Genomic DNA, 23,585 nt, shown 5'->3' on the forward strand with positions numbered 1-23,585 from the left:
TGCAGTCCGCGACCCAGTTTTGACGGATTACGCCCCTTGGCGCTCGGCCGCGATTGTGCCGCCTACTGTTACGGCTGAGGGGGCTCTTCTGCAGCGCGCTGGCTGTGGATCCGCGGCGGCCGGCCATGGGACCGGCCATTCGTGGCGTGTGACAGACCGAATGTGACACATCTCACCGGCGCAACGGGAGGGGAAATAGAGTTGATGCAGTCGAGGGGCGCGGTGGAGCGCCCTGTATGCGAGGGAGCGGATTCGATGAAGCACGCGGATCTTATCGGGAAGATGACGTTAGAGGAGAAGTGCGCGCTCCTCCAGGGGGCGACGACCTTTGGAAGCTGGGGCAGTGAGCGCCTGGGCATCCCTGCCATGGAGTTCTCCGACGGCCCCAATGGCCTTCGCCACCAGCTGGGTGCGGCCGACCACCTGGGCATCGCGGGCTCCGAGCCCGCCACCTGCTTTCCCACGGCGGTCACGGTGGCAAACACCTGGGACGAGGCACTGGGAGAGAAGATCGGCGAGGCCCTGGGCGAGGAGGCCGCGGCACAGGGCGTGGGGACACTCCTGGGGCCGGGCCTGTGCATAAAGCGCTCGCCGCTCTGTGGGCGCAACTTCGAGTACTTCTCCGAAGACCCCTATCTTGCGGGCAAGATGGCCGCATCCTACGTGCGCGGCATCCAATCGAAGGGCGTTGCTGCCTGCCCCAAGCACTTTGCCGCCAACAGCCAGGAGACGCGTCGCCAGGCATCCAACTCGGTGCTCGACGAGCGCACCCTGCGCGAGAACTACCTCACGGCCTTCGAGATCGTGGTGCGCGAGGCCCATCCAAAGTCGATCATGAGTTCCTACAACCTCATCAACGGCACCTATGCCAACGAGAACCGCCATCTGCTGCGCGACATCCTGTACGGTGAGTGGGGCTTCGGCGGTGCCGTGGTGACCGACTGGGGCGGCTCGAACGACCACGTCGCCGGCATCGGGGCGGGTTCCACCTTCGAGATGCCCGCGCCGGGCATGGACTCCATTCGCCAGCTTGTGGCCGCGGTGCACTCCGGAAGGCTCTCCGAGGAGGTGCTGGACGGCTGCGTGGATGACGCGCTGGAGCTCGTGCTCTCCACGCGCCCGGCTGTCGAGCGTGCCACGGGCGAGTTTGACAAGGACGCGCACCACGCGCTTGCCCGCCAGGCGGCGGCCGAGGGTGCGGTGCTGCTCAAGAACGAGGGCTCGCTTCTCCCGTTGGCCGCCGGTACCAGGGTGACCCTCGTGGGCGACTTTGCCCGCGAGCCCAGGTACCAAGGCGCCGGCTCCTCTGCGGTCAACTCCACGAAGGTCGACAATGTGCTTGACCTGGTGGGGGAGAGCGGCCTTACCCTCGTTGGGTACGAGCAGGGCTTCCTGCGTCACGGCGGCGAGGACACCGCCAAGCGCGATGCCGCCGTCGACCTTGCGCGCCACGCCGACGTTGTCATCGCGTGCCTGGCGCTGGACGAGATTGTGGAGTCCGAGGGCGCGGACCGTCGCAATATGCGCCTGAACGATAACCAGGTCGAGCTCCTGCATGCCGTCTCGCAGGTGAACCCCAATGTGGTCGTACTGCTCTCGGCGGGATCTAGTGTCGAGACCGACTGGATCGCCGACGCCCGTGCGGTGCTCTACCTCGCACTTGGCGGCCAGGCAGGCGCCGGTGCGGCACTCGATCTGGTCTGCGGCCGCGTGAACCCCTCTGGCAAGCTCACCGAGACCTGGCCCAAGCGCTTGGCCGACACGCCTGCCGCGGGCCGCTTCCCTGCCCAGGGCATGAGCGCGGAGTACCGCGAGGGCATCTACGTGGGCTATCGCTACTACCAGACGGCTGGCGTCGATGTGGCGTTCCCGTTTGGCTATGGTCTCTCGTACACGCGCTTCTCGTACAGCAACCTCAAGGCGACCCCCGAGGGCGTGACCTTCACCCTTGCCAACGAGGGCGACCGTGCTGGTGCTGAGGTGTGCCAGCTCTACGTGTCCAAGCCCGACCACCAGGTGTTCCGCGCCGCCCAGGAGCTCAAGGGCTTCGCCCGCGTGGAGCTTGCGGCGCACGAGAGCAAGCAGGTGAGCATCGCCCTGGACGACAAGGCGTTTCGCTACTTCAACGTTGCCACCGATGCCTGGGAGGTCGAGGGCGGCACGTACGAGCTGCACGTTGGCGCCTCCAGCGAGGACATTCGCCTGGTGGGGACGGTCGAGGTCGAGGGCACCGGTGCCGCCGACCCCTACGCCGACGTAGATGTGACGCCCTATCAGACAGGCAGGGTGCAGACCGTGGACGACGCCCACTTTGCGGCGCTTCTCGGCCACCCCATCCCCAGCCCCAAGGTGCGCATTGACCGCAACATGTGCTTCTGCGACCTCAACCACGGGCGCTCGCCGATCTTCTGGGTTGTGTGGCTGGTGCTGGCTGCCATGAAGCGTGCATCGGATGCCTCGGGCAAGCCCAACCTCAACGTGCTGTTCATCTGGAACATGCCGCTACGCGCCCTTGCCAAGATGACCAATGGCATGGTCTCGATGGGTATGGTCGACGCGATCGTGCGCGAGATCAGATGGTGGGGAATTGCGGGCATCGTGCCGGCTCTGCTCGTCCAGCTTAGGACTGGCAACGGCTTTGTTCTGGTGTGGTTCCTCTGGTTCATCGTGCCGATCCTCGTCGCCTTTGTCGCGAATCTCATCGGTAACGCACGCACCGCAGGTGCGCTTGAGGCTGCGGGGAAGTAGTCCCTGCACTTGACCGCGCTGCCAGGTGGGATGGCGCGGGGTTGGATATGCGAGGGTTTATCGGCCGTTGTGCCGGGAAGGAGGGGCGAGCAATGAGCTTCAAGACCTGGACCGAGGAGCACAAGACGCTCTGGCAGTTCATCAAGTTCAACGTGCTGTCGAACATCTCCACCATCACGCGCTTCGTGTGCACGTGGGTGGGCACCGCGATCTTCATCAACGCGATGCAGCTCGACAGCCCGTTCAAGTTCTGGCTGTTCGACTACACCACCGCGGGCTCGAACTACCTGGGCGGCTTCATCACGTTCCTCATCGCCGAGGTGCTGGCGCAGGTCGTGAACTTCTTCGTGCAGATGTTCCTGGTGTTCGACTCCGACACCTCGTTCAAGGACGCAGCTTGGAAGTATGCGCTGCTCGCGGTGCTCATCGTGGTGGTCAACCTCATTCTGCCGAGCTACGTGACGGCCTTCTGCCAGAGCACCTTTGGCTGGGACGCGGGTCTCTCCGGTACCGTTGCCTCTGCGGTCAACACGCTGGCAGCCGTCATCGTGAGCTTCCCGCTGCTCAAGTTCTGGATCATGCCGGACTCCAAGTGAGACAAGGGGACAGTCCCTTTGTCTCATTCAAGGAGGCCCCGCCCTGTGTGCGCAGGACGAGGCCTCCTCTCTAGATTGGACGGAATGCTAGATTGTGCCTTTGCCGGGCGCTCGCTCACCGTCTCTTGGTAATCGAGCGCACGATAAGCACGATAACTGCAATCACGATGGCGGTACACACTAAAACCAGGGGCTCAGGTGCACTTAAACCCTCGTATTTCACAGCCTGCCTCCTAGTTTGCATACGTGTGTAGGGTCGTGCCCTCCATCAGCGCTTGGAGTGCGGCAACTGTCGACGCTATTCTGCTCACAACGTCAATATTTGATAAGCGGCTCATGACAAGGTTTCATCACCTCCTCACCATGATTATACGGTCTGCGTATGCCTGACCTTTGATTCCCCGGCTGACGGATGATTCTGCAGGGCTGGCGTTGTTAAGAACATGCGTATAAGATAAAGAGTATTGGCATAAATCGTTTAGGCGGACTCAACAAGGCAGCGGGAGATTCCAATTCAGTGCCAAGGCGGCTGTACAGCACGGTTTTGGACCACGTACCACTGTTTCGAACGTGCAGGCGCAAAGCTGGTGAAACCGAGCATATCCCGTGATCTCCCGGGCCTAGTGAGCCTCAAGCGGGGAGAACGCCGAAGCGTCGACGACCCCGTCGTTCGTGATGGGGCTCTTTGCGAGAAGAGCCTTCGGCGTCGGGGTGATGCCGCAACACGCGTTTGAGCGGCGACCGTGCTGCGCGACCCTTCTCGGGCTAGAAATTATTGCGCGCTCATTTACAATAACGATGATATCTTCCCAGATGAGGCTCGAACATCAAAAAGGGACGCGCAATAATTCCGGGCGCTACCCCTCTGACATCGCGGTCTGACACCACAGGCCGCGCTTGCGCATGGCCTCCGTAGCCAAGTCCCTCTCGCCTGCGGGTCTCGTCGCTTTTTCTGAAACCCAGTTCGGGCCGACTGGGCAGACATGAGACAAGGGGACTGTCCCCTTGTCTCACGACCGTACGAATTGTTGCCGCAACGTGTGCAGGCGGGTCTCGGTCACGCAGGATAGCCCCTCTCAGCTAGACTCAAAGGCTGGCTAAAATGTCCGCGAGAGAAGCGCATCCCCGTTCCCCCGTGAGCAAAAAGGCCACCGATACAACCGGCTGCAACGAGGGGAGCCGTCTCACATGGCATCCGACTCCATAGTCATACGCGGGGCACGCGAGCATAACCTGCAGGACATCGACGTGCGCATCCCGCGTGACAAGCTCACGGTCATCACGGGCCTCTCCGGCTCGGGCAAGTCGAGCCTTGCCTTTGACACCATCTACGCCGAGGGCCAGCGCCGCTACGTCGAGAGCCTTTCCAGCTACGCGCGCCAGTTCCTGGGCCAGATGAACAAGCCCGACCTCGACTCCATCGACGGCCTTTCGCCGGCCGTCTCGATTGACCAGAAGTCCACGTCGAGAAACCCGCGCTCGACGGTGGGCACCGTCACCGAAATCTACGACTACCTGCGTCTCCTCTTCGCGCGCGTGGGTGTGCCCCACTGCCCCGAGTGCGGGCGCGTGATTGAGCGTCAGACCACCGACCAGGTTGCCGACAAGGTCCTGGCTCAGGGGCTTGGCCGCCGCGCTCTTGTGCTGGCGCCCGTCGTTCTCGGCCGCAAGGGCGAGTACACCAAGCTCTTCGAGGACCTGCGCCGCGAGGGCTTCTCTCGCGTGCGCATCGACGGAGAGGTGCGCGAGCTCGAAGGCGAGATCCGCCTAGAGAAGAAGCTCAAGCACACCGTCGAGGTCGTGGTCGACCGCATCGTTATCCGCGAGAACTCCCTGAACCGCATCGTGGAGGCCATCGAGCAGGCAACCAAGCTGGCCGCCGGCAAGGTTGGCGTCTACCTCCTGCCCGACCGCGACGACCCCGAGGCCATGCCCGGCGAGCTTCTGCAGTACTCGCTGGCGCTGGCATGCCCCATCCACGGGCACTCGATTGACGACCTCCAGCCGCGTGACTTCTCGTTCAACGCGCCCTACGGCGCCTGTCCTGACTGTGATGGCCTGGGCTTTCGCAAGGTCGTGGACGCCGAGGCCCTGATCGACGACCCGTCGCTCTCCGTTTCCGAGGGCGTCTTTGGGTCGATCTTTGGTCACTCCAACTACTACCCACAGATTCTCTCGGCCGTCTGCACGCATCTTGGTGCCTCGGACCAAACGCCTTGGAAGGACCTCCCCAAGAAGGTCCAGAAGGCCCTTCTCGACGGACTGGGCACCACGAAGGTCCGCGTTGACTACCGCACGCGAGACGGACGCAACACCCACTGGTTCACGACGTACTCCGGCGTGCGCAAGATCCTCTTCGACAAGTACCAGGAGACCACCTCGGAGACCATGAGGACGCACCTCGAGCGCTTCATCCACGAGGTGCCCTGCCCAACCTGCCACGGCGCGCGCCTGAAGCCCGAGATTCTCGCCGTCACGGTGGGCGACAAGAACATCAGCGAGGTCTGCGACCTCTCGTGCCGTGACTGCCTGGCCTTCTTCGAAGCGCTTGAGATTCCCGAGCGCCAGCGGGCAATCGCCGTACCCATCGTGAAGGAGGTCAAGGCTCGCTTGCGCTTCATGGTTAACGTGGGTCTCGACTACCTCACGCTCAGCCGCGCCGCCGCCACGCTCTCTGGCGGAGAGGCGCAGCGCATCCGCTTGGCCACGCAGATCGGTGCCGGGCTCATGGGCGTCCTCTACATCTTGGACGAGCCTTCCATCGGCCTTCACCAGCGCGACAACGACCGCCTGATTGCCACGCTCAAGAGCCTGCGCGACATGGGGAACACCGTGATCGTGGTCGAGCACGACGAGGACACCATCCTCGCCGCCGACTACGTGATCGATATGGGGCCCGGTGCGGGCGAGCTGGGCGGCCACGTAGTTGCCGCCGGCACCTCGCAACAGATTGAGGAGAGCCCCGACTCCCTTACCGGTGCCTTCCTCACGGGTCGGCGTCAGATCCGCCTGCCGGAGGAGCGTCGCAAGCCCGGACGCGGTGTCATCAAGATCACGGGTGCCGGAGCAAACAACCTCAAGAACGTAAGCGCCAAGATCGAGCTGGGCACGCTCACCGTGGTCACGGGCGTCTCGGGATCGGGCAAGAGCTCGCTGGTCACGGACACGCTCGCACCGGCCCTCACAAACGCGGTCCAGCGATCCAAGCGCCCGGTTGGCCCGTACAAGAAGCTCGAGGGAATCGAGCTCATCGACAAGGTCATCGACATCGACCAGAGTCCCATCGGCCGCACGCCGCGCTCCAACCCCGCAACCTACATCGGCCTCTGGGACGACCTGCGCACCCTTTTCGCCTCCACGCCCGAGAGCCGCGCGCGCGGCTACAGCCCCGGTCGCTTCTCGTTTAACGTCCCTGGTGGCCGCTGCGAGGCATGCAAGGGCGACGGCCAGATCAAAATCGAGATGAACTTCCTGCCCGACGTCTACGTTCCCTGCGAGGTCTGCCACGGCAAGCGCTACAACAGGGAGACGCTTGAGGTCACCTACCACGGCAAGTCCATCTCGGACGTGCTCGACATGACCGTGAACGAGGCGCTGGCATTCTTCACCAACATCCCGCGCATCAAGAACAAGTTGCAGACCCTGCACGACGTGGGCCTGGGCTACATCCACCTGGGCCAGAGCGCCACCACGCTCTCCGGAGGCGAGGCCCAGCGCGTGAAGCTGGCAAAGGAGCTCCACCGCCAGCAGACGGGCAAGACGTTCTACATTCTCGACGAGCCCACCACCGGCCTTCACTTCGAGGATGTTCGCCAGCTCATCGACGTGCTGGAGCGCCTGGTTGACGCCGGTAACACGGTCCTTGTCATCGAACATAACCTCGATGTGATCAAGATGGCCGACCGCGTGCTTGACCTGGGCCCGGAGGGCGGAGAGGGCGGCGGAACCGTTGTGGCCTACGGCACGCCCGAGCAGGTTGCCAAGGTCCCGCAGAGCTATACCGGTCGCTACCTGGCCCGCATTCTCGAGCGTGACCGCGCGAGACTCTCTGCCGAGAAGGCGTGAGCCATGGCGAGGCGCGAGAAGCTCCAGAAGACCAACGCCATGCGCGAGCTTGAGCGCGCGGGCATCTCCTTCACGTACCGAGAGGTCGAGGAGGGCAATCTCACGCGCGGGCTGGGGCTGCGCATGGCGCTCGAGGCGGGCGTCGACCCGCAGTCCTCGTTCAAGACGCTGGTGACGGTTGCCCCGTCCGGCGCGCACGTGGTGTGCTGCGTCCCCGTGGGCGAGGAGCTCGACTTCAAGAAGGCGGCTGCGGCGGCGGGCGAGAAGAGCCTCTCGATGCTTCCCACCAGGGAGCTGGAGGGCCTTACCGGCTACGTGCGCGGGGGTTGCTCGCCTGTGGGCATGAAGAGGCGCTTTCCCACGCTCATAGACGAGACGGCCCAGCTTTTTGGCACGATTGGCATCTCGGGCGGGCGGCGCGGGCTCTCGCTGCGCCTTGCCCCCGACGACCTCCAGGCGTTTTGCGACGCCACCTATGCCGACATCTGCCGAGAGGAGGCCCGGTGAGCAGCAACTCAAACTGGAAGCCCAGGCACATGGCGCCGGCTCGCGTGAGGAGCAGCTCAAACTGGAAGCCCAATCATATGGCACCGGCTCGCAAGAGGGGCGGCAGGGGGGCGGGCGCTGCGATGCCGGCTCAGACGGTCGCCGCTGCCGAGCCGTCAAAGGCCCCTGAGTCAACCGAAAACCAGGTTGGCCGCAATGCCGCGCTCATGAGCTTCCTCGTCATTGTGAGCCGCATCACCGGGTTCTTCCGCACCTGGGGGCAGAGCTTCGCCCTTGGCGCCGGCATGGTGGCCAGCTGCTACTCGGTGGCAAACAACCTTCCCAACCAGCTCTACGAGATCGTTGTGGGCGGCATGCTCGTCACGGCGTTTTTGCCGGTGTACATGTCGGTCAAGCAGCGCGAGGGGGCCAAGGGGGCCAGCCGCTACACGTCCAACCTGGTCTCCATCGTCATCCTGCTCATGGGTGCCGTTACCATCCTGGGCTTTGCCTTTGCCGCCCAGCTCGTGTGGACGCAGTCCTTCTCGGCGACAAGCGACTTCGACGCAGGCTTTGCCACCTACCTCTTTAGGTTCTTCGTGGTGGAAGTTGTGCTCTACTCGCTGTCGTCGATCTTCTCGGGCGTGCTTAACGCCGAGAGGGACTATTTCTGGAGCAGCGCGAGCTCGATTTTCAACAACTTTGTCATCACGGCGTCGTTCCTGCTCTATGCCGCGCTTGTGAACGCCAACCCCACGCTGGCAACGCTGATCTTGGCCATTGGCAACCCCGCCGGCGTGGCCGTGCAGGTCCTCGTTCAGATGCCCTCCCTGCGCAAGCATGGCATACGCCTCACCTGGTGCGTGGACTGGCATGACCCTGCGCTGCGGGACACGCTCTCGATTGGCATCCCGTCCCTCGTGGTGATGATCACCTCGTTTGTCACCACATCCGTGCAGCAGAGCACCTCGCTTTCGGTCTCGGTCTCTGGCGCGTCGGTCATCTACTACGCACGCCTCTGGTATACGCTGCCCTACGCCATTCTCGCCGTCCCCATCACGACAGCGATGTTCACCGAGCTCTCCGACCGCTTTGCGCACGACGACATCGATGGATTCAAGCGTGGCGTCGTCTCGGGCATGAGCCAGATCCTCTTTTTCATGGTGCCGTTTGGCATGTACCTCGTAACGTTCTCCATGCCGCTCTCGTCCCTGGTTGCCGCGGGTAAGTTCACCGCTGACCAGCTTGGGATGACGGCCGCCTACATCTGCGGCCTTGCGTGTGCGCTGCCGTTCTATGGCATTGGCATGTACTTCCAGAAGGTCACCTCGTCCATGCGCCGGATGCGCGTGTATGCGCTGGCCAACGTGGTTGGCGGCGCCGGGCAGGTGGCCATGCTGTTGCTGCTCGACCCCGCTTGGTTTGGCGAGGCGGTGTCCATGTTCGTGATCGCCCTGACTTCGTTCGTCTTCTTCTTGCTGGTCGATATCGTGACGATCATGAACCTGCGTGGCACGCTTGGCAGCATGGGATTTGGCTCGGCGATGAGGTCGTTCGCGAAGTCGGCCCTCTTTGGGCTTGCCGGTTCCGGTGTTGGCTTCGTGGTACTTCGGGCGCTCACTGCTTTGGTGGGCAGCTGTGAGGGGCATACGTTTCTCTCGCTGGTGTATTGCGCGGCGGCGGGCATCCCCTCGGTTTTGGTCACCTACGGACTTGCCGTGCTCTTCAAGGTGCCCGAGGCCCGTTTCGTGAGGTCTGCCCTTGCACGCATAACGCGGCGCAGGCGCCGGTAGGGGGGTGCAGCGGTGGTACTGCTTTGAAAAGCCTAGCTGTCACTAGTGGCAGGTGGGAAGCCTGTACACATCCACTGCTGATAAGCGCCGTCTGCGCATTTCCGCCATTGCCCCCAGGGGACGGGTCCTGATCTGTCTAACGCAAGGAATGCCTCCTTATCTTCTTTAGGAAATTCTTCTCGAAGCTTCTCTTTGTGCCAAGGAATAACCTGTCTGTTGCGGTTTCCTCAGAGCCGGAGTACTTAATTGCCTCGAGCTCTATTGTGCAGACGTAATCGGCAAGTAGATTTTGACCTTATCAAACTGCTGCAGATACTCAAGATGGTCGAGTAGGAGAATCGTGAGGTCTCTCCGAACGCGTTGCACAAGCCCTCCTGGAGCGAGTGGGCCGTTGGCGAGCTCATCCTTCCTATATGCAAATGCGGCATACCGGAACGGAAGATACTGCATGAAGACGCGAAACGCCGCAAGGTGGCGTTTGCGCATGCCAACGCTTAGGTTGCGATATACATCGTGCCCATTCATGAGCGGGGAGAGGTGCAGGGGGATGTCCTCTAGGTCTTGCCTGGCAAGGGCGGCCTTGTAGTTGTCCCCATACTTTTCGATGGCGTTCTTCTGCTCGTGTACGACGAGAGCGATGAGGTAGTACTTTGACTCGGTCCCCGTCCCCGGATCGCCGGACTCATCTACAAATATGGAAAGCTCCTTCACGAAATGGCCTCCCCCGAGATAAAAAATGCCGGGAGGAAACCCCCGGCTTTCGGAAGCCCTCCACGTGGGAAGACCACCTTCCTTATACCACAAGCCGAAGTGCCGAATCAATCTTATCAGAGATAGAACACATGTTCGTCACATTCGATACAAACATACGTTCTGCATATAGTTTGACGTCAGTGGCTGTGGCGCTTGAGGGGGCCAGGCGTTAAGGTCATTGAACGAAGCCGTACACAAAGCTTGGGAGGTATCGACGCTTCAGTCGAACGCATTCTTGGGGACTGCCGAAGAGGCTCGCTTTTTCGCCGGTTAGCGATTTCTCGGACGTTTAGCCTGCCCTAACCGTCGAAAACTTACGGGTTGGTATTGGCCTCGTGAGATTTCGCCGGTTAGACGGCCGTAAACGTCTAAAAAATACGGGACGCGTTGGCATTGGCGGCAGGCGAGCAAATCGCGCACATTCACTGCCGAGAAGCACTGCCCGCGCATTCCCGGTATCGCTCCGGCCACCCTTCGGCACCCTTCCTACCTCCAATCCCGTATGAATGGACGGTTAACGCTCTGTGCGCCAAGTCGCCATACGGCCATGAGCACTTTAGTATGCTAAAGTGACTTACGTCCGAGGGGGCGCGTCAGATGGCCGTGAGGCACGTACGACCGCACAGGCCGCAGGTGCCTCGCGGCAATTTCTGTCGCGGCGGAGCGGTATGCTCTACGTACCAGAAGGAGAGGGGCAGGCGTGATAGCAGGCACACCAAGCGGGTTTCGAGACATCCTTCCCCAGGAGGCGCTCGCGAGAGAGCGCATCTCCGGCACCGTGTGCGAGGTGTTCTCGTCGCATGGCTACCTGCCGGTGGAGACGCCGCTTCTGGAGTCACGTGACGCGCTCGAACGCGCGGGTCGCATCAAGGGCCTGCCCTTCCAGCTCTTCGACGTGGACGGCAGCCTTCTCACCCTGCGCCCGGATCTCACGCTGCCCATCGCACGCATGGTGGCCACCCGCGTGCGGAAGGACCGTCTCCCGGTGCGTCTTCGCTACGAGGCACCGGTCGTGCGTGAGGAGTCGTCGCTCAAGGGCCAGCCGCGCCAGTTCACGCAGCTGGGCGTAGAGCTCGTGGGCGGCGACGGCGCCGCAGCCGAGCACGAGGTCGTGCGCCTCCTCGCCGATACGCTCGATGTGCTTGACGTGCCGGCGTGGCACATCGTGCTGGGGTCGGTCACGCCGCTCAAGGCCCTGCTCGATGCCTGTGCGCCCAACGCCCGCTTCCGCGAAGAGGCCCTTGCCCTGGTGCATGACTCGGACTTCGTTTCGCTGGACGGGCTAGTCGAGAAGGCCGCTGCGGCAGGCGGGCTGAGCCCTGCCGCAGCCCGGGCCATCTGCGGCATTCCGCGCCTGGTGGGAGGCCCCGAAGTGGCCTCCACGCTCGATGCGCTGCTTGAGGAGGCGGGTGTCGAGCAGGCCGCCCGCGGCACGGCAGAGCTCAACCGCCTGGTGGCCATGCTTCAGGACCTCTTCTCTGGCGGTCGCGCATCATTCGACTTCTCGATCATCAACTCATTCGACTACTACACCGGCATCATCTTCAAGGGTTATGCCGAAGGCATCGCAGCGTCTCTGGCCTCCGGCGGCCGCTACGACGCGGTGCTGGCAAATCTCGGCCGAGAAGGCACCGCTGCCTGCGGTTTTGCCCTCTCGCTCGAGCGTCTGCAGGAGATTCTCGGAGAGCCGGGCGAGTCGGGCGTGGTCACGCCTGGCGTGCGCCTTGCCGAGAGGCCCTTGCGCATCGCCGTCCCCAAGGGGTCCCTCCTCAAAGGCGCCATCCGTGTGCTCGGGGCAGCGGGCCTTCCCGTCGAGGGCCTGCGCGATCCGGGCCGCCAGCTCACGGTGCGCGAGGGGGACGTGGAGTACGTCATCGTGCGCGCCCAGGATGCGCCGGCCTTCGTGGGCCATGGCGGCTGCGACTGCGGCATCTGCGGGCGCGATTCGCTCGTGGAGGCCAACATGGACGTGCTCCAGCTGGTCGACCTTGGCTTTGGCGGCTGCCGCTTCGTGGTGGCCGAGCCTCGTGCCAAGGTGGGCCTCGCTGAGCGCAACTACGCCTGGCGCGGCACCGTTCGCGTGGCAACCAAGTACCCACGCATCACGCAGGCCTACTACGACTCCATCGGCCAGCAGGTGGACATCGTGACTCTTCACGGCAACATCGAGCTTGGACCCATCGTGGGCATGACAGACCGCATCGTAGACATCACGGCCACGGGCACGACGCTTCGCGAGAATGACCTTGTGGTTGTCGACGAGGTAATGGAGTGCACCGCCCGCTTCTTTGCGGGACCGGCCGCATACCGATGCGACAAGAGGATTCGTGACCTGGCGGCGCGCCTCGCCGAGGTCGCGGGAGGGGAGCAGCCTTGAGAAGGATCACGCTTGCCGCCGGTCAGGCGCTTACGCAGGCAGACCTCAACCGCTCGGGGGCGCTTCCCCACGAGGTGATGGAGGGTGCCTCTGCCATCGTGGACGACGTGCGCGAGCGGGGGGATGCCGCCGTCCGTGAGTACTGCCAGCGCTTCGACGGCGCCTGCCCCAAGGACTTCCGCGTCCCGCAGGAGCTGGTGGATGCCGCTCCCGGCATGGTGGACGCTGAGTTTCTCTCGTCCCTTCGCCGCGCGCACCGGCAGATTCTCGAATTCCACGAGCGACAGCGCGAGAACTCCTGGTTTGAGACGCGCCCCGATGGCACCATCCTGGGCGTCAAGGTGACGCCGATCGACTCCGTTGCCATCTACGTGCCAGGCGGCCGCGCGCAGTATCCCTCCACGGTGCTCATGGATGCCATTCCGGCAAAGGTTGCGGGCGTGCGTCACGTGGCCATGGTGACGCCGCCGCAGCACGATGGCACGCTCTCGGCATACACGCTGGCCGCGGCTGCCGTTGCCGGTGTCGATGAGGTCTTTGCCGTGGGTGGCGCCCAGGCCATCGGAGCCGTGGCCTACGGCACCGAGTCCATCCCCCGCGTCGACAAGGTCGTGGGACCCGGCAACGCCTACGTGGCCGCCGCAAAGTGCCACGTCTCGGGCGACGTGGGCATCGACATGATTGCCGGCCCCTCTGAGGTCTGCGTCCTGGCAGACTCCTCGGCCGACCCGGTTGTGGTCGCAGCAGACCTCATGGCCCAGGCCGAGCACGACCCCATGGCCTCCTGCTACCTCGTGACCTCAGACGCAGCGCTTCCGGACCGCGTCCTTGCCGCCGTCGAGCGCCTGGTCTCGCAGAGCCCGCGCGAGAAGATCACGCGCGCCTCGCTCGACGACCGTGGCGTGATAGTGGTCGCCGCCACGCTGGCCGATGCCGTGGAGGCCGTGAACGTGGTTGCGCCCGAGCACCTCGAGCTTCACTGCGAGGACGCCATGTCGCTTCTCGGCCAGGTTCGAAACGCCGGTGCCATCTTTGTGGGCGCCTGGAGCTCAGAGCCCCTAGGAGACTACGTGGCCGGTCCCGATCACACGCTGCCCACCGGCGGCACGGCACGCTTCTCCAACCCCCTGGGCGTCTATGACTTCCAGAAGCGCTCGAGCGTCATCTCGTACACGCCACAGGGGCTTCTCGCCGACGCACCCGCCGTCCAGGCCATGGCCCAGGCAGAGGGTCTCTGGGCGCATGCCCTCTCGGCGGGCCTGCGCGTGCAGTTGGCAGTGCGTGGCGAGAAGTGCTTTGCAGACGCGGTTGCCGCCTGCGAGGATGCCGCGCACGCCGCGTGGCCGCGCGCGCTTGACGCGCCGGTCGTGCCAAAGCTTCCGGGGTACGAGGGGTAGGGGAGCATGGCAGGAATAGCACCCGAGGTCCGCGCCCTCATGCGGCCGTCTGCGGCGGCGCTCGATCCCTATGATCCGGCCTTCTCGCCCGTGGATGTGATTCTCTCGGCAAACGAGAACAACTACGGAATCCCGCCCGAGGTCGCGCCCGCGCTGGCGGCGGCCGTGACCGAGGCCGCGTGGAACCGCTATCCGGTGCCGCTTGGCGGCGAGCTGCGCTCCCAGATTGCCGCGTGGCACAATGTGGCGCCCGAGCGGGTCATCATTGGCAACGGTGGAGACGAGCTTCTCTTCAACTTCTTCCTGGCGTTTGGCGGGGCGGGGCACGCCTTGGTGAGCTGTCCGCCCACCTTCTCGGTCTACGGTCTTTACGCTTCGATGGTCGAGACGCCCGTGATCGAGGTGGCGCGCGAGAAGGACTTTGCGCCCAATGTGGACGCCCTGGTCGAGGCTGCGCGCACGGCGATGCTTGTCGTGGTGACCTCGCCCAACAATCCCACAGGCGACCTCTTCCCGCGTGACGGCGTGCGCAGGCTCTGCGAGGCGTGCCCGGGCATCGTGCTTGTGGACGAGGCCTACATGGAGTTTGCCGATCCCGGCTCCTCCGTGGAGGGCCTGCTCCCAACCTACGACAACCTTGCCGTACTGCACACCTTCTCCAAGGCGTTTGCGCTTGCGGGTGCCCGTGTGGGCTACGTGCTTGCGAGCGCGCCCGTGGTGGCGGCGCTTGCCGCCGTGCGCCAGCCCTACTCAGTAAGCGTGCTTGACCAGGCCGCGGCTCTTGCGGCTGTCACGCATCGCGATGCCTTCCTGCCGGCCATCGAGGCGATTCGCATGGACCGCACCCGCCTGTCCGCAACGCTTGCAGGCCTTGCGTCCCTGGGCGTGCGCGTGTGGCCCAGCCAGGCAAACTTCATCTGCGTTCGCGTTCCGCACGCCCGCGATGCGTGGCGTCGGCTGCGCGACGAACGCTCAATACTGGTGAGGGACTTCTCATCCACGCCTGGCCTTGAGGACTGCCTGCGCATCACCGTGGGCAAGCCCGAGGAGAACGACCTGGTTGTGGGTGCGCTCACGTCGATTCTTAAGGGGGAATGAGCATGTCACGCATGGCAAGCGTATCCCGAAATACTGCCGAGACCTCAATCGAGGTCTCGGTAAACCTCGATGGCACGGGGGCCTCTGACATCTCGACCGGTGTGGGGTTCTTCGACCACATGCTCACGGCGCTCTCGCGCCACTCGCTCGTCGACCTTGCGGTGCACGTTACGGGCGACACCTGGGTAGATGACCACCACACCGTCGAGGACACGGGCATCGTGCTAGGGCAGGCACTCCGCGAGGCACTGGGCGACAAGCGCGGCATCCGCCGCTTTGGAGACGCCCTGGTCCCACTCGATGAGGCGCTGGTCATGGCTGCCGTCGACATCTCCGGGCGCGGCGAGCTCTTTTGGGACGTACCCATTGGCCCCCAGAAGGTGGGCACCTTCGATACCGAGCTTGGCCACGAGTTCTTCTGCGGTCTGGCGCGTGACGCAGGCGTGACCGTCCACTTGCGTGAGGTCTCTGGCGAGAATGCCCATCACATCCTTGAGGCAACGTTCAAGTCGTTTGCCCGCGCGCTGAGGGCGGCCGTCGAGCCAGATCTGCGCGTGGAGGGGATTCCGTCCACAAAGGGGGCGCTCTGATGGCATCTGCGAAGATCGTCGTCATCGACTACCACAAGGGAAACCTCCTCTCGGTGCAGCATGGCCTTTCTGCGGTGGGCGGCGAGGCCGTTGTCTCCGACGCGCCCGCAGACATCTCTGCGGCCGCGGGCCTGGTACTTCCTGGTGTCGGGAGCTTCGAGAACGCCATGGAGTACCTAGACGCCTCGGGCCAGGGCGAGGCGATTCTCGACGCCCTGAGCCGCGGCGTTCCCTTCCTGGGCATCTGCCTGGGGCTCCAGCTCCTCTTTGCGCGTGGCGAGGAGCGCTCTGGCGAGAGGGGCCTGCCGCGCGAGAACGAGGAGCCGGTCGCGGCTGGCACTCCTGGCGATGACCGCTGGGTTGCGGGGCTCGGGCTCTTCGCGGGCTCGGTCACCCGCCTCCGCTCGGGGAGGCTCAAGGTGCCGCACGTGGGTTGGGACCAGGTCCATCCCACCCAAGTGGGCGAGAACGTGCGGCTCCTGCGCGGCGTCCCCTCAGGTGCCAACTTCTACTTCACGCACTCCTACGCGCTTGCCGATGACGTCGACCCAACACTGGTGGCTGCCCAAACGCACTATGCACGGAGCTTTGGCGCAGCCGTTGCCTCCGGCTCCATCTTTGGCGTGCAGTTCCATCCCGAGAAGTCCTCGGCCACGGGTCTGGCGGTGCTCTCCAACTTCGTGGACATAGTCCGCGCGGGAGGTGTCCGATGATTCTCTTTCCGGCAATAGACCTTGTGGGCGGCCGTGTCGTGCGCCTTGCGAACGGCGACCGCTCGCGCATGGACGTCTACTCAGACGACCCGGCTGCCGTAGCGCGCGACTTTCTCGCCCGTGGGGCAACCTGGGTGCACGTGGTCGACCTCTCGAGCGCACTCGGCGAAGGCGTGGCCGCACGCGATGCCAACGCGCAGGCGATACGTGCCATCTGCCAGGTCGAGGGGATTTCGGTTGACGCGGGCGGCGGCGTGCGCTCGATGGGCGCCATGCGACGCCTTGCCGACCTGGGGGCCCGTCGCATTGCCATGGGCACGGCCCTCGTGCGCGACCCTGCACTCGCCCGCCAGGCAGCCAGCGAGTTTGGCGACATGGCAGTGGCAGACGTTGCGGCGAAAGACGGCGTGGTGAAGGTGAACGGCTGGCGCGAGGGAGGCTCCCTTGCGGCAGATGACCTGGTTGCGCGCCTTGCTGAGATGGGCTTTCGCCACCTTGTCTTCACCGATATCGCGCGCGACGGCATGCAGACGGGCATTGATGCGTCTGCGTATCGCCACATCGCCGAAGTTGCGGGGTTCCCCGTAGTCGCCTCTGGAGGCATTGCCAGTGCGGCGGACATTTGCTCCCTTGCGGCGTTGGGGCCGGAGGTGATCGAGGGCTGCATAACGGGGCGGGCGCTGTACGAGGGCGCGCTCACGCTCGAGGACGCTCTCGCCGCGTGCGGGTAGGCGTGGGGTGCCTGCCGGTCCTCCCGCACTCGCACAGCGCCACTTGGCTTCTGGTCGTTGCTCTTTGTTCTTCAGAAGGTCAGGCCCTGGTCCAGACTCCAGTCAGGGGATGACCCTTGTACGTGTTGGTTTCGTTTGATGGCCTCTTCGCATCTCTCGCCTGGCGAGTCGCAAAGCGAGCGAGCCGCCAAAGGCGGCGAGCGCCGAGCCTGGCGAGAGGTGCGAAGAGGCCCTGCCGAAGGGAAGTAACCATGCTGACAAAGAGGGTCATCCCCTGCCTGGATGTCAAGGACGGCCGCGTCGTCAAGGGCGTGAACTTCGTCGACCTTCGCGATGCCGGTGATCCGGTGGAGCTTGCGGCCAAGTATGACCGCGAAGGTGCCGACGAGGTGGTCTTCCTCGACATCACCGCAACGTCAGACGACCGGTCAACCACGGTCGAACTTGCCTCCCGTGCGGCGAGCCAGCTGCACATTCCCTATACGGTTGGTGGCGGCTTCCGTGACGTTGGGGGGTGCCGCGTGATGGTCTCCGCGGGTGCCGACAAGGTCTCCATCAACTCGGCCGCCGTGCGCGAGCCCACGCTCATCACGCGTGCCGCCACGGCCTTTGGGAGCCAGGCCGTGGTCGTGGCTATCGATGCCAAGCAGGTGGGACAGGACGACAAGTGGGAGGTCTATCTCGCGGGCGGGCGCATCCCCACGGGCATCGACGCCGTCCAGTGGGCCGAGGAGGCTGCGCGCCGCGGCGCCGGCGAGATCTTGCTCACGAGTATGGATCGCGACGGCACCAAGGATGGCTTCGACATTCCGCTCACGCGCGCCGTGTCCCGTGCGGTGGGCATTCCTGTGATCGCATCGGGCGGCGTGGGAATGCTCGAGCACTTCGCCGAGGGCATCATCGAGGGCGAGGCCGATGCGGTTCTCGCTGCAAGCGTCTTCCACTTTGGCACGTACACGGTTCGCCAGGTGAAGGAGTACATGGCAAGCCAGGGCATTCCGGTGAGGCTCGACTTCTAGGCCGGCGCCACAGCCATCATGAGAGAAGGAGCAAGAACCATGCTTGATGCGTCGTCCGTCTCGTTCACCTATGCCGGCGAGCCCACGCAGCCCTGTGATGGCTTCCCTGCCTGCGTGAGCTTTGACGCCCACGGTCTGGTGCCGGTGGTGGTGCAGCAGGAGGGCACGGGCGAGGTCCTCATGGTCGCCTGGGCCAACCGGGAGGCGCTGGACCTCACCCTCAAGACGCGTACCAGCTGGTTCTGGTCGCGCTCACGCAAGGAGCTGTGGAACAAGGGCGCCACGAGTGGAAACATGCAGCAGGTGCATCGCGTTCTGGTTGATTGCGACGCCGACACCCTCGTCTACGTGGTGGACTCGCCTGGCCCCGCCTGCCACACCGGGCACAGGAGCTGCTTCTTCCGCGAGGTTCCCCTCGCCTGAGCGCCCAGGTGCCACGCTGCCTGCACATTCCGCAGACACCCTTGCCGTACACTAGGCAAGCTGCCCGCACAGACCAAAGGAGAACAGATGGGCGTCAGAACCGCAAACGTGAAGGACGGAAACATCGGGGAGACCCTGGAGGGGCTCGCTGCCGTCATCCACCAGCGGGCAACCTCTGCGTCTCCGGAGCAGTCTTATACCGCGCGGCTCCTCACGCCCGAGAGGGGCGACAAGCTCCTCTCCAAGCTTGCGGAGGAGTCCTCCGAGATCATCATGGCCTGCAAGGACGACGACCATGACCACATCCGCTATGAGATGGGCGACCTTCTCTACCACATGCTTGTTGTCGCCGAGAAGTACGGCATTTCCCTCGGCGAGCTGGCTGGCGAGCTTGACGCCCGCCGCAAGTAGGCAGAACCGGAGGTAATCCAAGCATGGCTCAGAGGCCCGAGAACATCGACAGGGACGAGCTTGCCCAGAAGATCCAGCCGGTCATCCTGGGGGCCGACTACTCCTGCTACGCGTACGTCCGTGCCTTCTGGGAGGCCTACCGCGTCCGTTCGATTATCTATGCGGGTTCGGACATCAAGTCCATCTCCCGCACGAGATTTGCCGACTATCGCGTCGAAGCGGGCGTCGACTCTGAGGACGTACTTATCCCGCTGCTCAAGCGGGTGGGGGACCAGCTCTGCGTGGAAGGCCGCGTGCCGTTTCTCGTGACCTGCGGCGACTTCTACGCGCGCATCGTCTCCAAGCACAAGCCTGAGCTTGAGCGCTGGTACTACACACCGGTCGTGGACTTCGGCGTTCTCGACTTTGTCACCCAGAAGCAGAACTTCTACGAGGTGTGCGAAGAGGTGGGCATGTCCTACCCCAAGACGCGCTTCCTCGACTGCTCGCTTACAGGTGCCACGCCAAACGACGAGGGCTTTACGTACCCCCTGGTCGCGAAGCCGTCCAACTCGGCGCACTATCACTACGCAGAGTTCGAGGGCAAGAAGAAGGTCTTCGTAATCCAGACCCGGGAGGAGCTCTGCCAGGTCTACTCCGCGCTGCAGGAGTCGTGCTATGGCGACAGTCTCATAGTCCAGGAGCTTGTTCCCGGTGGCGACTCGCGCATGTACGCCCTTTACTGCTACGTCGACAAGGACTCCAACCCGGTCTTTACGGTCTGCTGCCACGTGGGCCTTGAGGACCACCATCCAAGCGCCATTGGCAATGCGGTTGCCATCGTCCCCGAGCCAAACGAGGAGATGCGCGCCTCCGCCGCGCGCTTCCTCAAGAAGGTCGGCTATCACGGCATGTGCTGCTTCGATGCCAAGTACGACGCGCGTGATGGCAGCTATCGCTTCCTCGAGGTCAACGCCCGTCCCGGTCGCAGTTCCTGGCTCGTGCTTCTCTCGGGCATCAACTATGCCCGCATCCAGGCGGAGGACGTCGTCCTCGGCGTAGACCCCACGCCTGTGGAGCCTAGGGACGGCTGGGCCTATGTGGGGGTTCCCAAGGCAGTCATCGAGCGCTGCATGCCGGACGTCCCAGTGAAGGGACGCGTCCTTGAGGCCTACGACAACCACACGGCCCGCTTTGCGCTTGACTGGCCAGAGGACTCCCTTGCCCAGCGCTTCTGGGCAAGGGTCAACTTCTGCCACCAGGTCTCGAAGTTCAAGCGCTACCTTCCCGAGCCGGACCAGCTCTGATGGCTGGGCTGCCTGCAGGAAGGTGCCACGCACGATGACGATTCGCGATCCCGGGGCACGTCCCGACTTCGATGATGCGCGCTCCCTTGAGGAGAGCCTGCCTGAGCTCCGCCGCCAGGTGGACGATGCCCCTGCCGATCCCGGCTGCTACCTCTGGAAGGACGCACGCGGGCAGGTCGTCTATGTGGGCAAGGCAAAGAACCTGCGCGCACGCCTGCGCCAGTACGTGACGCTTCAGGACGACCGCGACAAGATCCCCCTCATGATGCAGGTCGTGAGGTCGTTCGACTATGTTGTGGTGGGCTCCGAGCACGAAGCGCTGGTGCTTGAGCGCAACCTCATCGCCCAGTATCACCCCTACTTCAACGTCGACTTCAAGGACGACAAGAGCTACCCCTACATCGCCATCACCGAGTCGGACGTCTTCCCGGCCATCAAGTACACCCGCGAGCACCATCGCAAGGGCACGCGCTACTTTGGTCCCTACACCGATGCCCGTGCCGCCCGCGATACCATCGACACCCTGCGCAAGGTGGTGCCCATCTGCATCGCCACGTGCGCGGAGTGGAAGCGCTGCCGCCGCGAGCTCGAGCGGCGTCCGGACGAGGCCTCCATCGCCAACCTGGCGCTCGCGCGCACGGGACGCCCGTGCTTTGACTACCACATGGGCAAGGGGCCGGGCGTCTGCGTGGGCGCCATCGACACCGTCGAGTACGCCAAGCACGTGCGGCAGGTCGAAGACTTTCTCGCCGGGCGGCGCTCGCACGTGGTCTCGGCCGTGGAGGAGCAGATGCGCGAGGCGGCAGCAGACCTCGACTTCGAGCGGGCCGGGCGCCTCAAGGCGCGCCTCGAGAGCCTGAACGCGCTCGACGACCGACAGCAGGTCATGTTCTCCTCGGATGTCTCGCTCGACCTCATCGGCTTCTACCGAGAGGAGACCATCAGCGCCGCCTGTGTCTTCGTGGTGCGCGAGGGTCGCACGGTGCGCACCGTCGAGTTCATCCTGGATAAGGGAGCCGACGTGGGGGAGCTGGAGCTCCAGGGCGGCTTCCTCAAGCGCTACTACGACGAGACGGCCGACATCCCCTCAGAGGTCGACATCGATGTGGAGCTGCCCGACGCCGAGCTTCTCTCCGAGTGGCTCGCCGAGAAGCGCGGGCGCGCCTGCCACATCCATCGCCCACAGCGAGGCGAGAAGCGCCATCTGCTCGACATGGCGGCGGCCAACGCCCGCCACGCGCTCATGCGCTACATGGTGCGCACGGGCTATGCGGACGACCGCACAAACCAGGCCCTGCTCCAGCTGGAGAGCGCCCTTGCGCTCGACGCGCCGCCCATGCGCATCGAGTGCTTCGATATCTCCACGCTGCACGGTCGCTTCACCGTGGCCTCGATGGTCGTCTTCACCAACGGTCGTCCCGACAAGTCCCAGTACCGGCGCTTCAAGATCCAGACGCCGCTTACCGAGGCAAACGACTTCGCGAGCATGTCGGAGGTCCTCGCCCGTCGCTATGCGCCCGACCGCATGGTCGACGAGCGCTTTGGGTCCCGTCCCGACCTCCTGGTGGTCGATGGCGGAAAGCCCCAGCTCACGGCTGCCATGGAGCAGCTCTCCTCGCTTGGGCTCGATATTCCCGCGTGCGGCCTGGCGAAGTCCGACGAGGAGGTGTTCGTCCCCTGGGACGAGACGCCCGTGGTGCTTCCTTCGGGGTCTGCCTCGCTCTACCTCATCAAGCAGGTGCGCGACGAGTCCCACCGCTTTGCCATCACCTTCCACCGCGAGCTACGCGACAAGGCCATGACCGTCTCCGTGCTGGATGACGTTCCCGGCGTTGGCCCCAAGCGCAAGCGGGCCATCATGCGTCGCTTTGGCTCCCTCAAACGGCTGCGTGCCGCAAGCGTGGAGGACATCGCGCGGGTACCGGGCGTGCCGACTGAGGTGGCACAGGCGGTGTATGACGCGCTGCGCGCTTGGGGCGAAGAGGCCCAGACGGTGGCGGACAAGGCTGACGGCGCGGCGAGGGGCAAAAAGGGGCTTCCGGAGGGCAAGTAGGCGAGGCTGTGGAGTGTCCCAAGCGGAGCCTCCTGTGAGGGTACCCCCTGAGGTCATGACGGCATTTTTAAAGCGAGCACCTTCTATCCTATCGGCCTCCATGTCTGCGTCGACCGTTGTCACGCCACCCTGCATCGTGTGCCGTCTTCCCGAGGAACTCGTTACAGGTCGCAGGGTCGGTGCGGCCGCACGCCGTCTCTCGCGATGGCCCTTCTCACGAGCAGGTCTTGGGACGCGCCTGTGATGCCCTTCTAATTGTCAAGCCGTTTTCCAACGTGCGATTCTGGGCGATGGTGTCGTGGCAGAGCTCGCGTGCGGCGTGCCGCCTGGCGCATCGCATCGCCCCGGGCCTGGGGGCGTCCCTCGGGCGTCCTGCGGGCTGCATGCGTGCGGGTCCTCCCGTCCGTCCCCGGCCCTCCGACGGCGACGGTGCGCGTCGCGCCGTCCGCGGCCCGACGCGCTCCTCCTCGGGCGGGGGCGGTGCCACCCCCTCGAGGATGGCCCCGGTGGCCGCGCCGGGCCCGCCCGCCTCTGATGTGGCCCCTGATTCCGCACGCTCCTAGGCGACGGGCGATGCGGCGCACCCCATTGGCGTGAGCCAGCCCAGTCGGGCTTGACCCCTCCCGCTGTCATAGCAGTCGATACAGTCGTCGACGAGCGCGGAGATCTGCTCATGCGTCAGGGCGCTCGTATCGCCGACTCGCTTCCCATCCTGCCCCCAGGACGACTCCATGGGGGCGCGTCCCAGCAGCACGCCTTCCGCGACATCGACTGGTCGGCTCCCAGCGGGCCTTTCGTGGGGGGAGCGTGCCGTGCAATGGGCTCCCCGGCCGCTGCGTTCGTCCTTAGGCGGCCTGCTGCAGACAATCTGCGTGGTGCCCGCCCTGTCCACCGTCTCAGGCGGCGGCAGGCGCCCCCGCCCCCTTCCGTGGGTCTCCCGCTTTCCATCTCGCGGGTCCCTTCCCTCCGGCCCGGCGCCGATTCGCGCCTTTCCCGAAAACGCAACCTGGTGTGCGGAATATGGGGTCCCGATCACAAGATTACGC

The 23,585-nt window shown here is 64.5% G+C and carries 17 protein-coding genes; 16 read left to right on the forward strand and 1 reads right to left on the reverse strand.

What is annotated here, in order from left to right:
- Positions 1–255 precede the first annotated feature (255 nt).
- The 5 genes from E0E00_RS06705 to murJ all read left to right on the forward strand — a co-directional run bounded on the left by E0E00_RS06705 (position 256) and on the right by murJ (position 9,688).
- Positions 256–2,748: a glycoside hydrolase family 3 C-terminal domain-containing protein gene (locus E0E00_RS06705; RefSeq protein WP_130811782.1), complete on the forward strand. Its 2,493-nt coding sequence runs from the start codon at positions 256–258 to the stop codon at positions 2,746–2,748.
- A gap of 92 nt (positions 2,749–2,840) precedes the next feature.
- Positions 2,841–3,344 carry a PTS cellobiose transporter subunit IIC gene (locus E0E00_RS06710; protein WP_130811783.1) on the forward strand — a complete coding sequence of 168 codons (504 nt, stop codon included), beginning with the start codon at positions 2,841–2,843 and terminating at the stop codon, positions 3,342–3,344.
- A 1,188-nt stretch (positions 3,345–4,532) separates the two neighbouring features.
- Positions 4,533–7,409 carry an excinuclease ABC subunit UvrA gene (uvrA, locus tag E0E00_RS06715; RefSeq protein WP_130811784.1) on the forward strand — a complete coding sequence of 959 codons (2,877 nt, stop codon included), beginning with the start codon at positions 4,533–4,535 and terminating at the stop codon, positions 7,407–7,409.
- A gap of 3 nt (positions 7,410–7,412) precedes the next feature.
- Positions 7,413–7,916, forward strand: a complete 504-nt coding sequence (ybaK, locus tag E0E00_RS06720; protein ID WP_130811785.1) for a Cys-tRNA(Pro) deacylase — start codon at positions 7,413–7,415, stop codon at positions 7,914–7,916.
- Positions 7,913–9,688 (forward strand): murein biosynthesis integral membrane protein MurJ, encoded by a 1,776-nt coding sequence (gene murJ / locus E0E00_RS06725; RefSeq protein ID WP_242622174.1) that lies wholly within the window; start codon positions 7,913–7,915, stop codon positions 9,686–9,688. The genes ybaK and murJ overlap by 4 nt, the downstream gene beginning before the upstream one ends.
- Before the next feature lie 258 nt (positions 9,689–9,946).
- Here murJ and E0E00_RS06730 read toward each other — a convergent pair whose 3' ends face one another.
- Positions 9,947–10,399, reverse strand: a complete 453-nt coding sequence (locus E0E00_RS06730; protein ID WP_165443592.1) for a DUF3800 domain-containing protein — start codon at positions 10,397–10,399, stop codon at positions 9,947–9,949.
- Positions 10,400–11,141: 742 nt separating this feature from the next.
- Here E0E00_RS06730 and hisG point away from each other — a divergent pair.
- The 11 genes from hisG (at position 11,142) to uvrC (ending at position 22,539) form a co-directional block, all read left to right on the forward strand.
- Entirely contained in the window at positions 11,142–12,818 is a 1,677-nt protein-coding gene (gene hisG / locus E0E00_RS06735; RefSeq protein WP_242622175.1) for an ATP phosphoribosyltransferase, read from the forward strand.
- Entirely contained in the window at positions 12,815–14,215 is a 1,401-nt protein-coding gene (gene hisD / locus E0E00_RS06740) for a histidinol dehydrogenase (RefSeq protein ID WP_207302691.1), read from the forward strand. The genes hisG and hisD overlap by 4 nt, the downstream gene beginning before the upstream one ends.
- A 6-nt stretch (positions 14,216–14,221) precedes the next feature.
- Complete coding sequence (hisC, locus tag E0E00_RS06745) at positions 14,222–15,313, forward strand: histidinol-phosphate transaminase (RefSeq protein ID WP_130811787.1); 1,092 nt, start codon at positions 14,222–14,224, stop codon at positions 15,311–15,313.
- 2 nt (positions 15,314–15,315) lie between these two features.
- Positions 15,316–15,903 carry an imidazoleglycerol-phosphate dehydratase HisB gene (hisB, locus tag E0E00_RS06750; protein ID WP_130811788.1) on the forward strand — a complete coding sequence of 196 codons (588 nt, stop codon included), beginning with the start codon at positions 15,316–15,318 and terminating at the stop codon, positions 15,901–15,903.
- A complete protein-coding gene (locus tag E0E00_RS06755) occupies positions 15,903–16,616 on the forward strand; it encodes an imidazole glycerol phosphate synthase subunit HisH (protein WP_130811789.1) in 714 nt (237 codons plus the stop codon). Before hisB ends, E0E00_RS06755 begins: the two co-directional genes overlap by 1 nt.
- Complete coding sequence (locus E0E00_RS06760) at positions 16,613–17,347, forward strand: HisA/HisF-related TIM barrel protein (protein WP_130811790.1); 735 nt, start codon at positions 16,613–16,615, stop codon at positions 17,345–17,347. Before E0E00_RS06755 ends, E0E00_RS06760 begins: the two co-directional genes overlap by 4 nt.
- A gap of 251 nt (positions 17,348–17,598) precedes the next feature.
- On the forward strand, positions 17,599–18,366 hold the full coding sequence (gene hisF / locus E0E00_RS06765; RefSeq protein ID WP_130811791.1) for an imidazole glycerol phosphate synthase subunit HisF: 768 nt from the start codon (positions 17,599–17,601) through the stop codon (positions 18,364–18,366).
- A 39-nt stretch (positions 18,367–18,405) separates the two neighbouring features.
- Positions 18,406–18,789, forward strand: a complete 384-nt coding sequence (gene hisI, locus E0E00_RS06770) for a phosphoribosyl-AMP cyclohydrolase (RefSeq protein ID WP_130811792.1) — start codon at positions 18,406–18,408, stop codon at positions 18,787–18,789.
- 87 nt (positions 18,790–18,876) lie between these two features.
- The gene (gene hisE, locus E0E00_RS06775) at positions 18,877–19,200 is read left to right on the forward strand and encodes a phosphoribosyl-ATP diphosphatase (RefSeq protein ID WP_130811793.1); all 324 of its coding nucleotides are present in this window, start codon (positions 18,877–18,879) and stop codon (positions 19,198–19,200) included.
- A 23-nt stretch (positions 19,201–19,223) separates the two neighbouring features.
- Entirely contained in the window at positions 19,224–20,486 is a 1,263-nt protein-coding gene (locus E0E00_RS06780; RefSeq protein ID WP_130811794.1) for a hypothetical protein, read from the forward strand.
- Between the two features lie 34 nt (positions 20,487–20,520).
- A complete protein-coding gene (gene uvrC / locus E0E00_RS06785) occupies positions 20,521–22,539 on the forward strand; it encodes an excinuclease ABC subunit UvrC (protein WP_130811795.1) in 2,019 nt (672 codons plus the stop codon).
- The last annotated feature ends 1,046 nt before the right edge of the window (positions 22,540–23,585 follow it).

This window comes from Olsenella sp. Marseille-P4559, from assembly GCF_900605015.1.
Classification (GTDB): domain Bacteria; phylum Actinomycetota; class Coriobacteriia; order Coriobacteriales; family Atopobiaceae; genus Tractidigestivibacter.

Excerpts from the sequence above, each read along its gene's own strand:
- E0E00_RS06705 (WP_130811782.1), top strand. The coding sequence starts at position 256 with ATGAAGCACGCGGATCTTATCGGGAAGATGACGTTAGAGGAGAAGTGC.
- E0E00_RS06710 (WP_130811783.1), top strand. The coding sequence starts at position 2,841 with ATGAGCTTCAAGACCTGGACCGAGGAGCACAAGACGCTCTGGCAGTTC.
- uvrA (WP_130811784.1), top strand. The coding sequence starts at position 4,533 with ATGGCATCCGACTCCATAGTCATACGCGGGGCACGCGAGCATAACCTG.
- ybaK (WP_130811785.1), top strand. The coding sequence starts at position 7,413 with ATGGCGAGGCGCGAGAAGCTCCAGAAGACCAACGCCATGCGCGAGCTT.
- hisC (WP_130811787.1), top strand. The coding sequence starts at position 14,222 with ATGGCAGGAATAGCACCCGAGGTCCGCGCCCTCATGCGGCCGTCTGCG.
- hisB (WP_130811788.1), top strand. The coding sequence starts at position 15,316 with ATGTCACGCATGGCAAGCGTATCCCGAAATACTGCCGAGACCTCAATC.
- E0E00_RS06755 (WP_130811789.1), top strand. The coding sequence starts at position 15,903 with ATGGCATCTGCGAAGATCGTCGTCATCGACTACCACAAGGGAAACCTC.
- E0E00_RS06760 (WP_130811790.1), top strand. The coding sequence starts at position 16,613 with ATGATTCTCTTTCCGGCAATAGACCTTGTGGGCGGCCGTGTCGTGCGC.
- hisF (WP_130811791.1), top strand. The coding sequence starts at position 17,599 with ATGCTGACAAAGAGGGTCATCCCCTGCCTGGATGTCAAGGACGGCCGC.
- hisI (WP_130811792.1), top strand. The coding sequence starts at position 18,406 with ATGCTTGATGCGTCGTCCGTCTCGTTCACCTATGCCGGCGAGCCCACG.
- hisE (WP_130811793.1), top strand. The coding sequence starts at position 18,877 with ATGGGCGTCAGAACCGCAAACGTGAAGGACGGAAACATCGGGGAGACC.
- E0E00_RS06780 (WP_130811794.1), top strand. The coding sequence starts at position 19,224 with ATGGCTCAGAGGCCCGAGAACATCGACAGGGACGAGCTTGCCCAGAAG.
- uvrC (WP_130811795.1), top strand. The coding sequence starts at position 20,521 with ATGACGATTCGCGATCCCGGGGCACGTCCCGACTTCGATGATGCGCGC.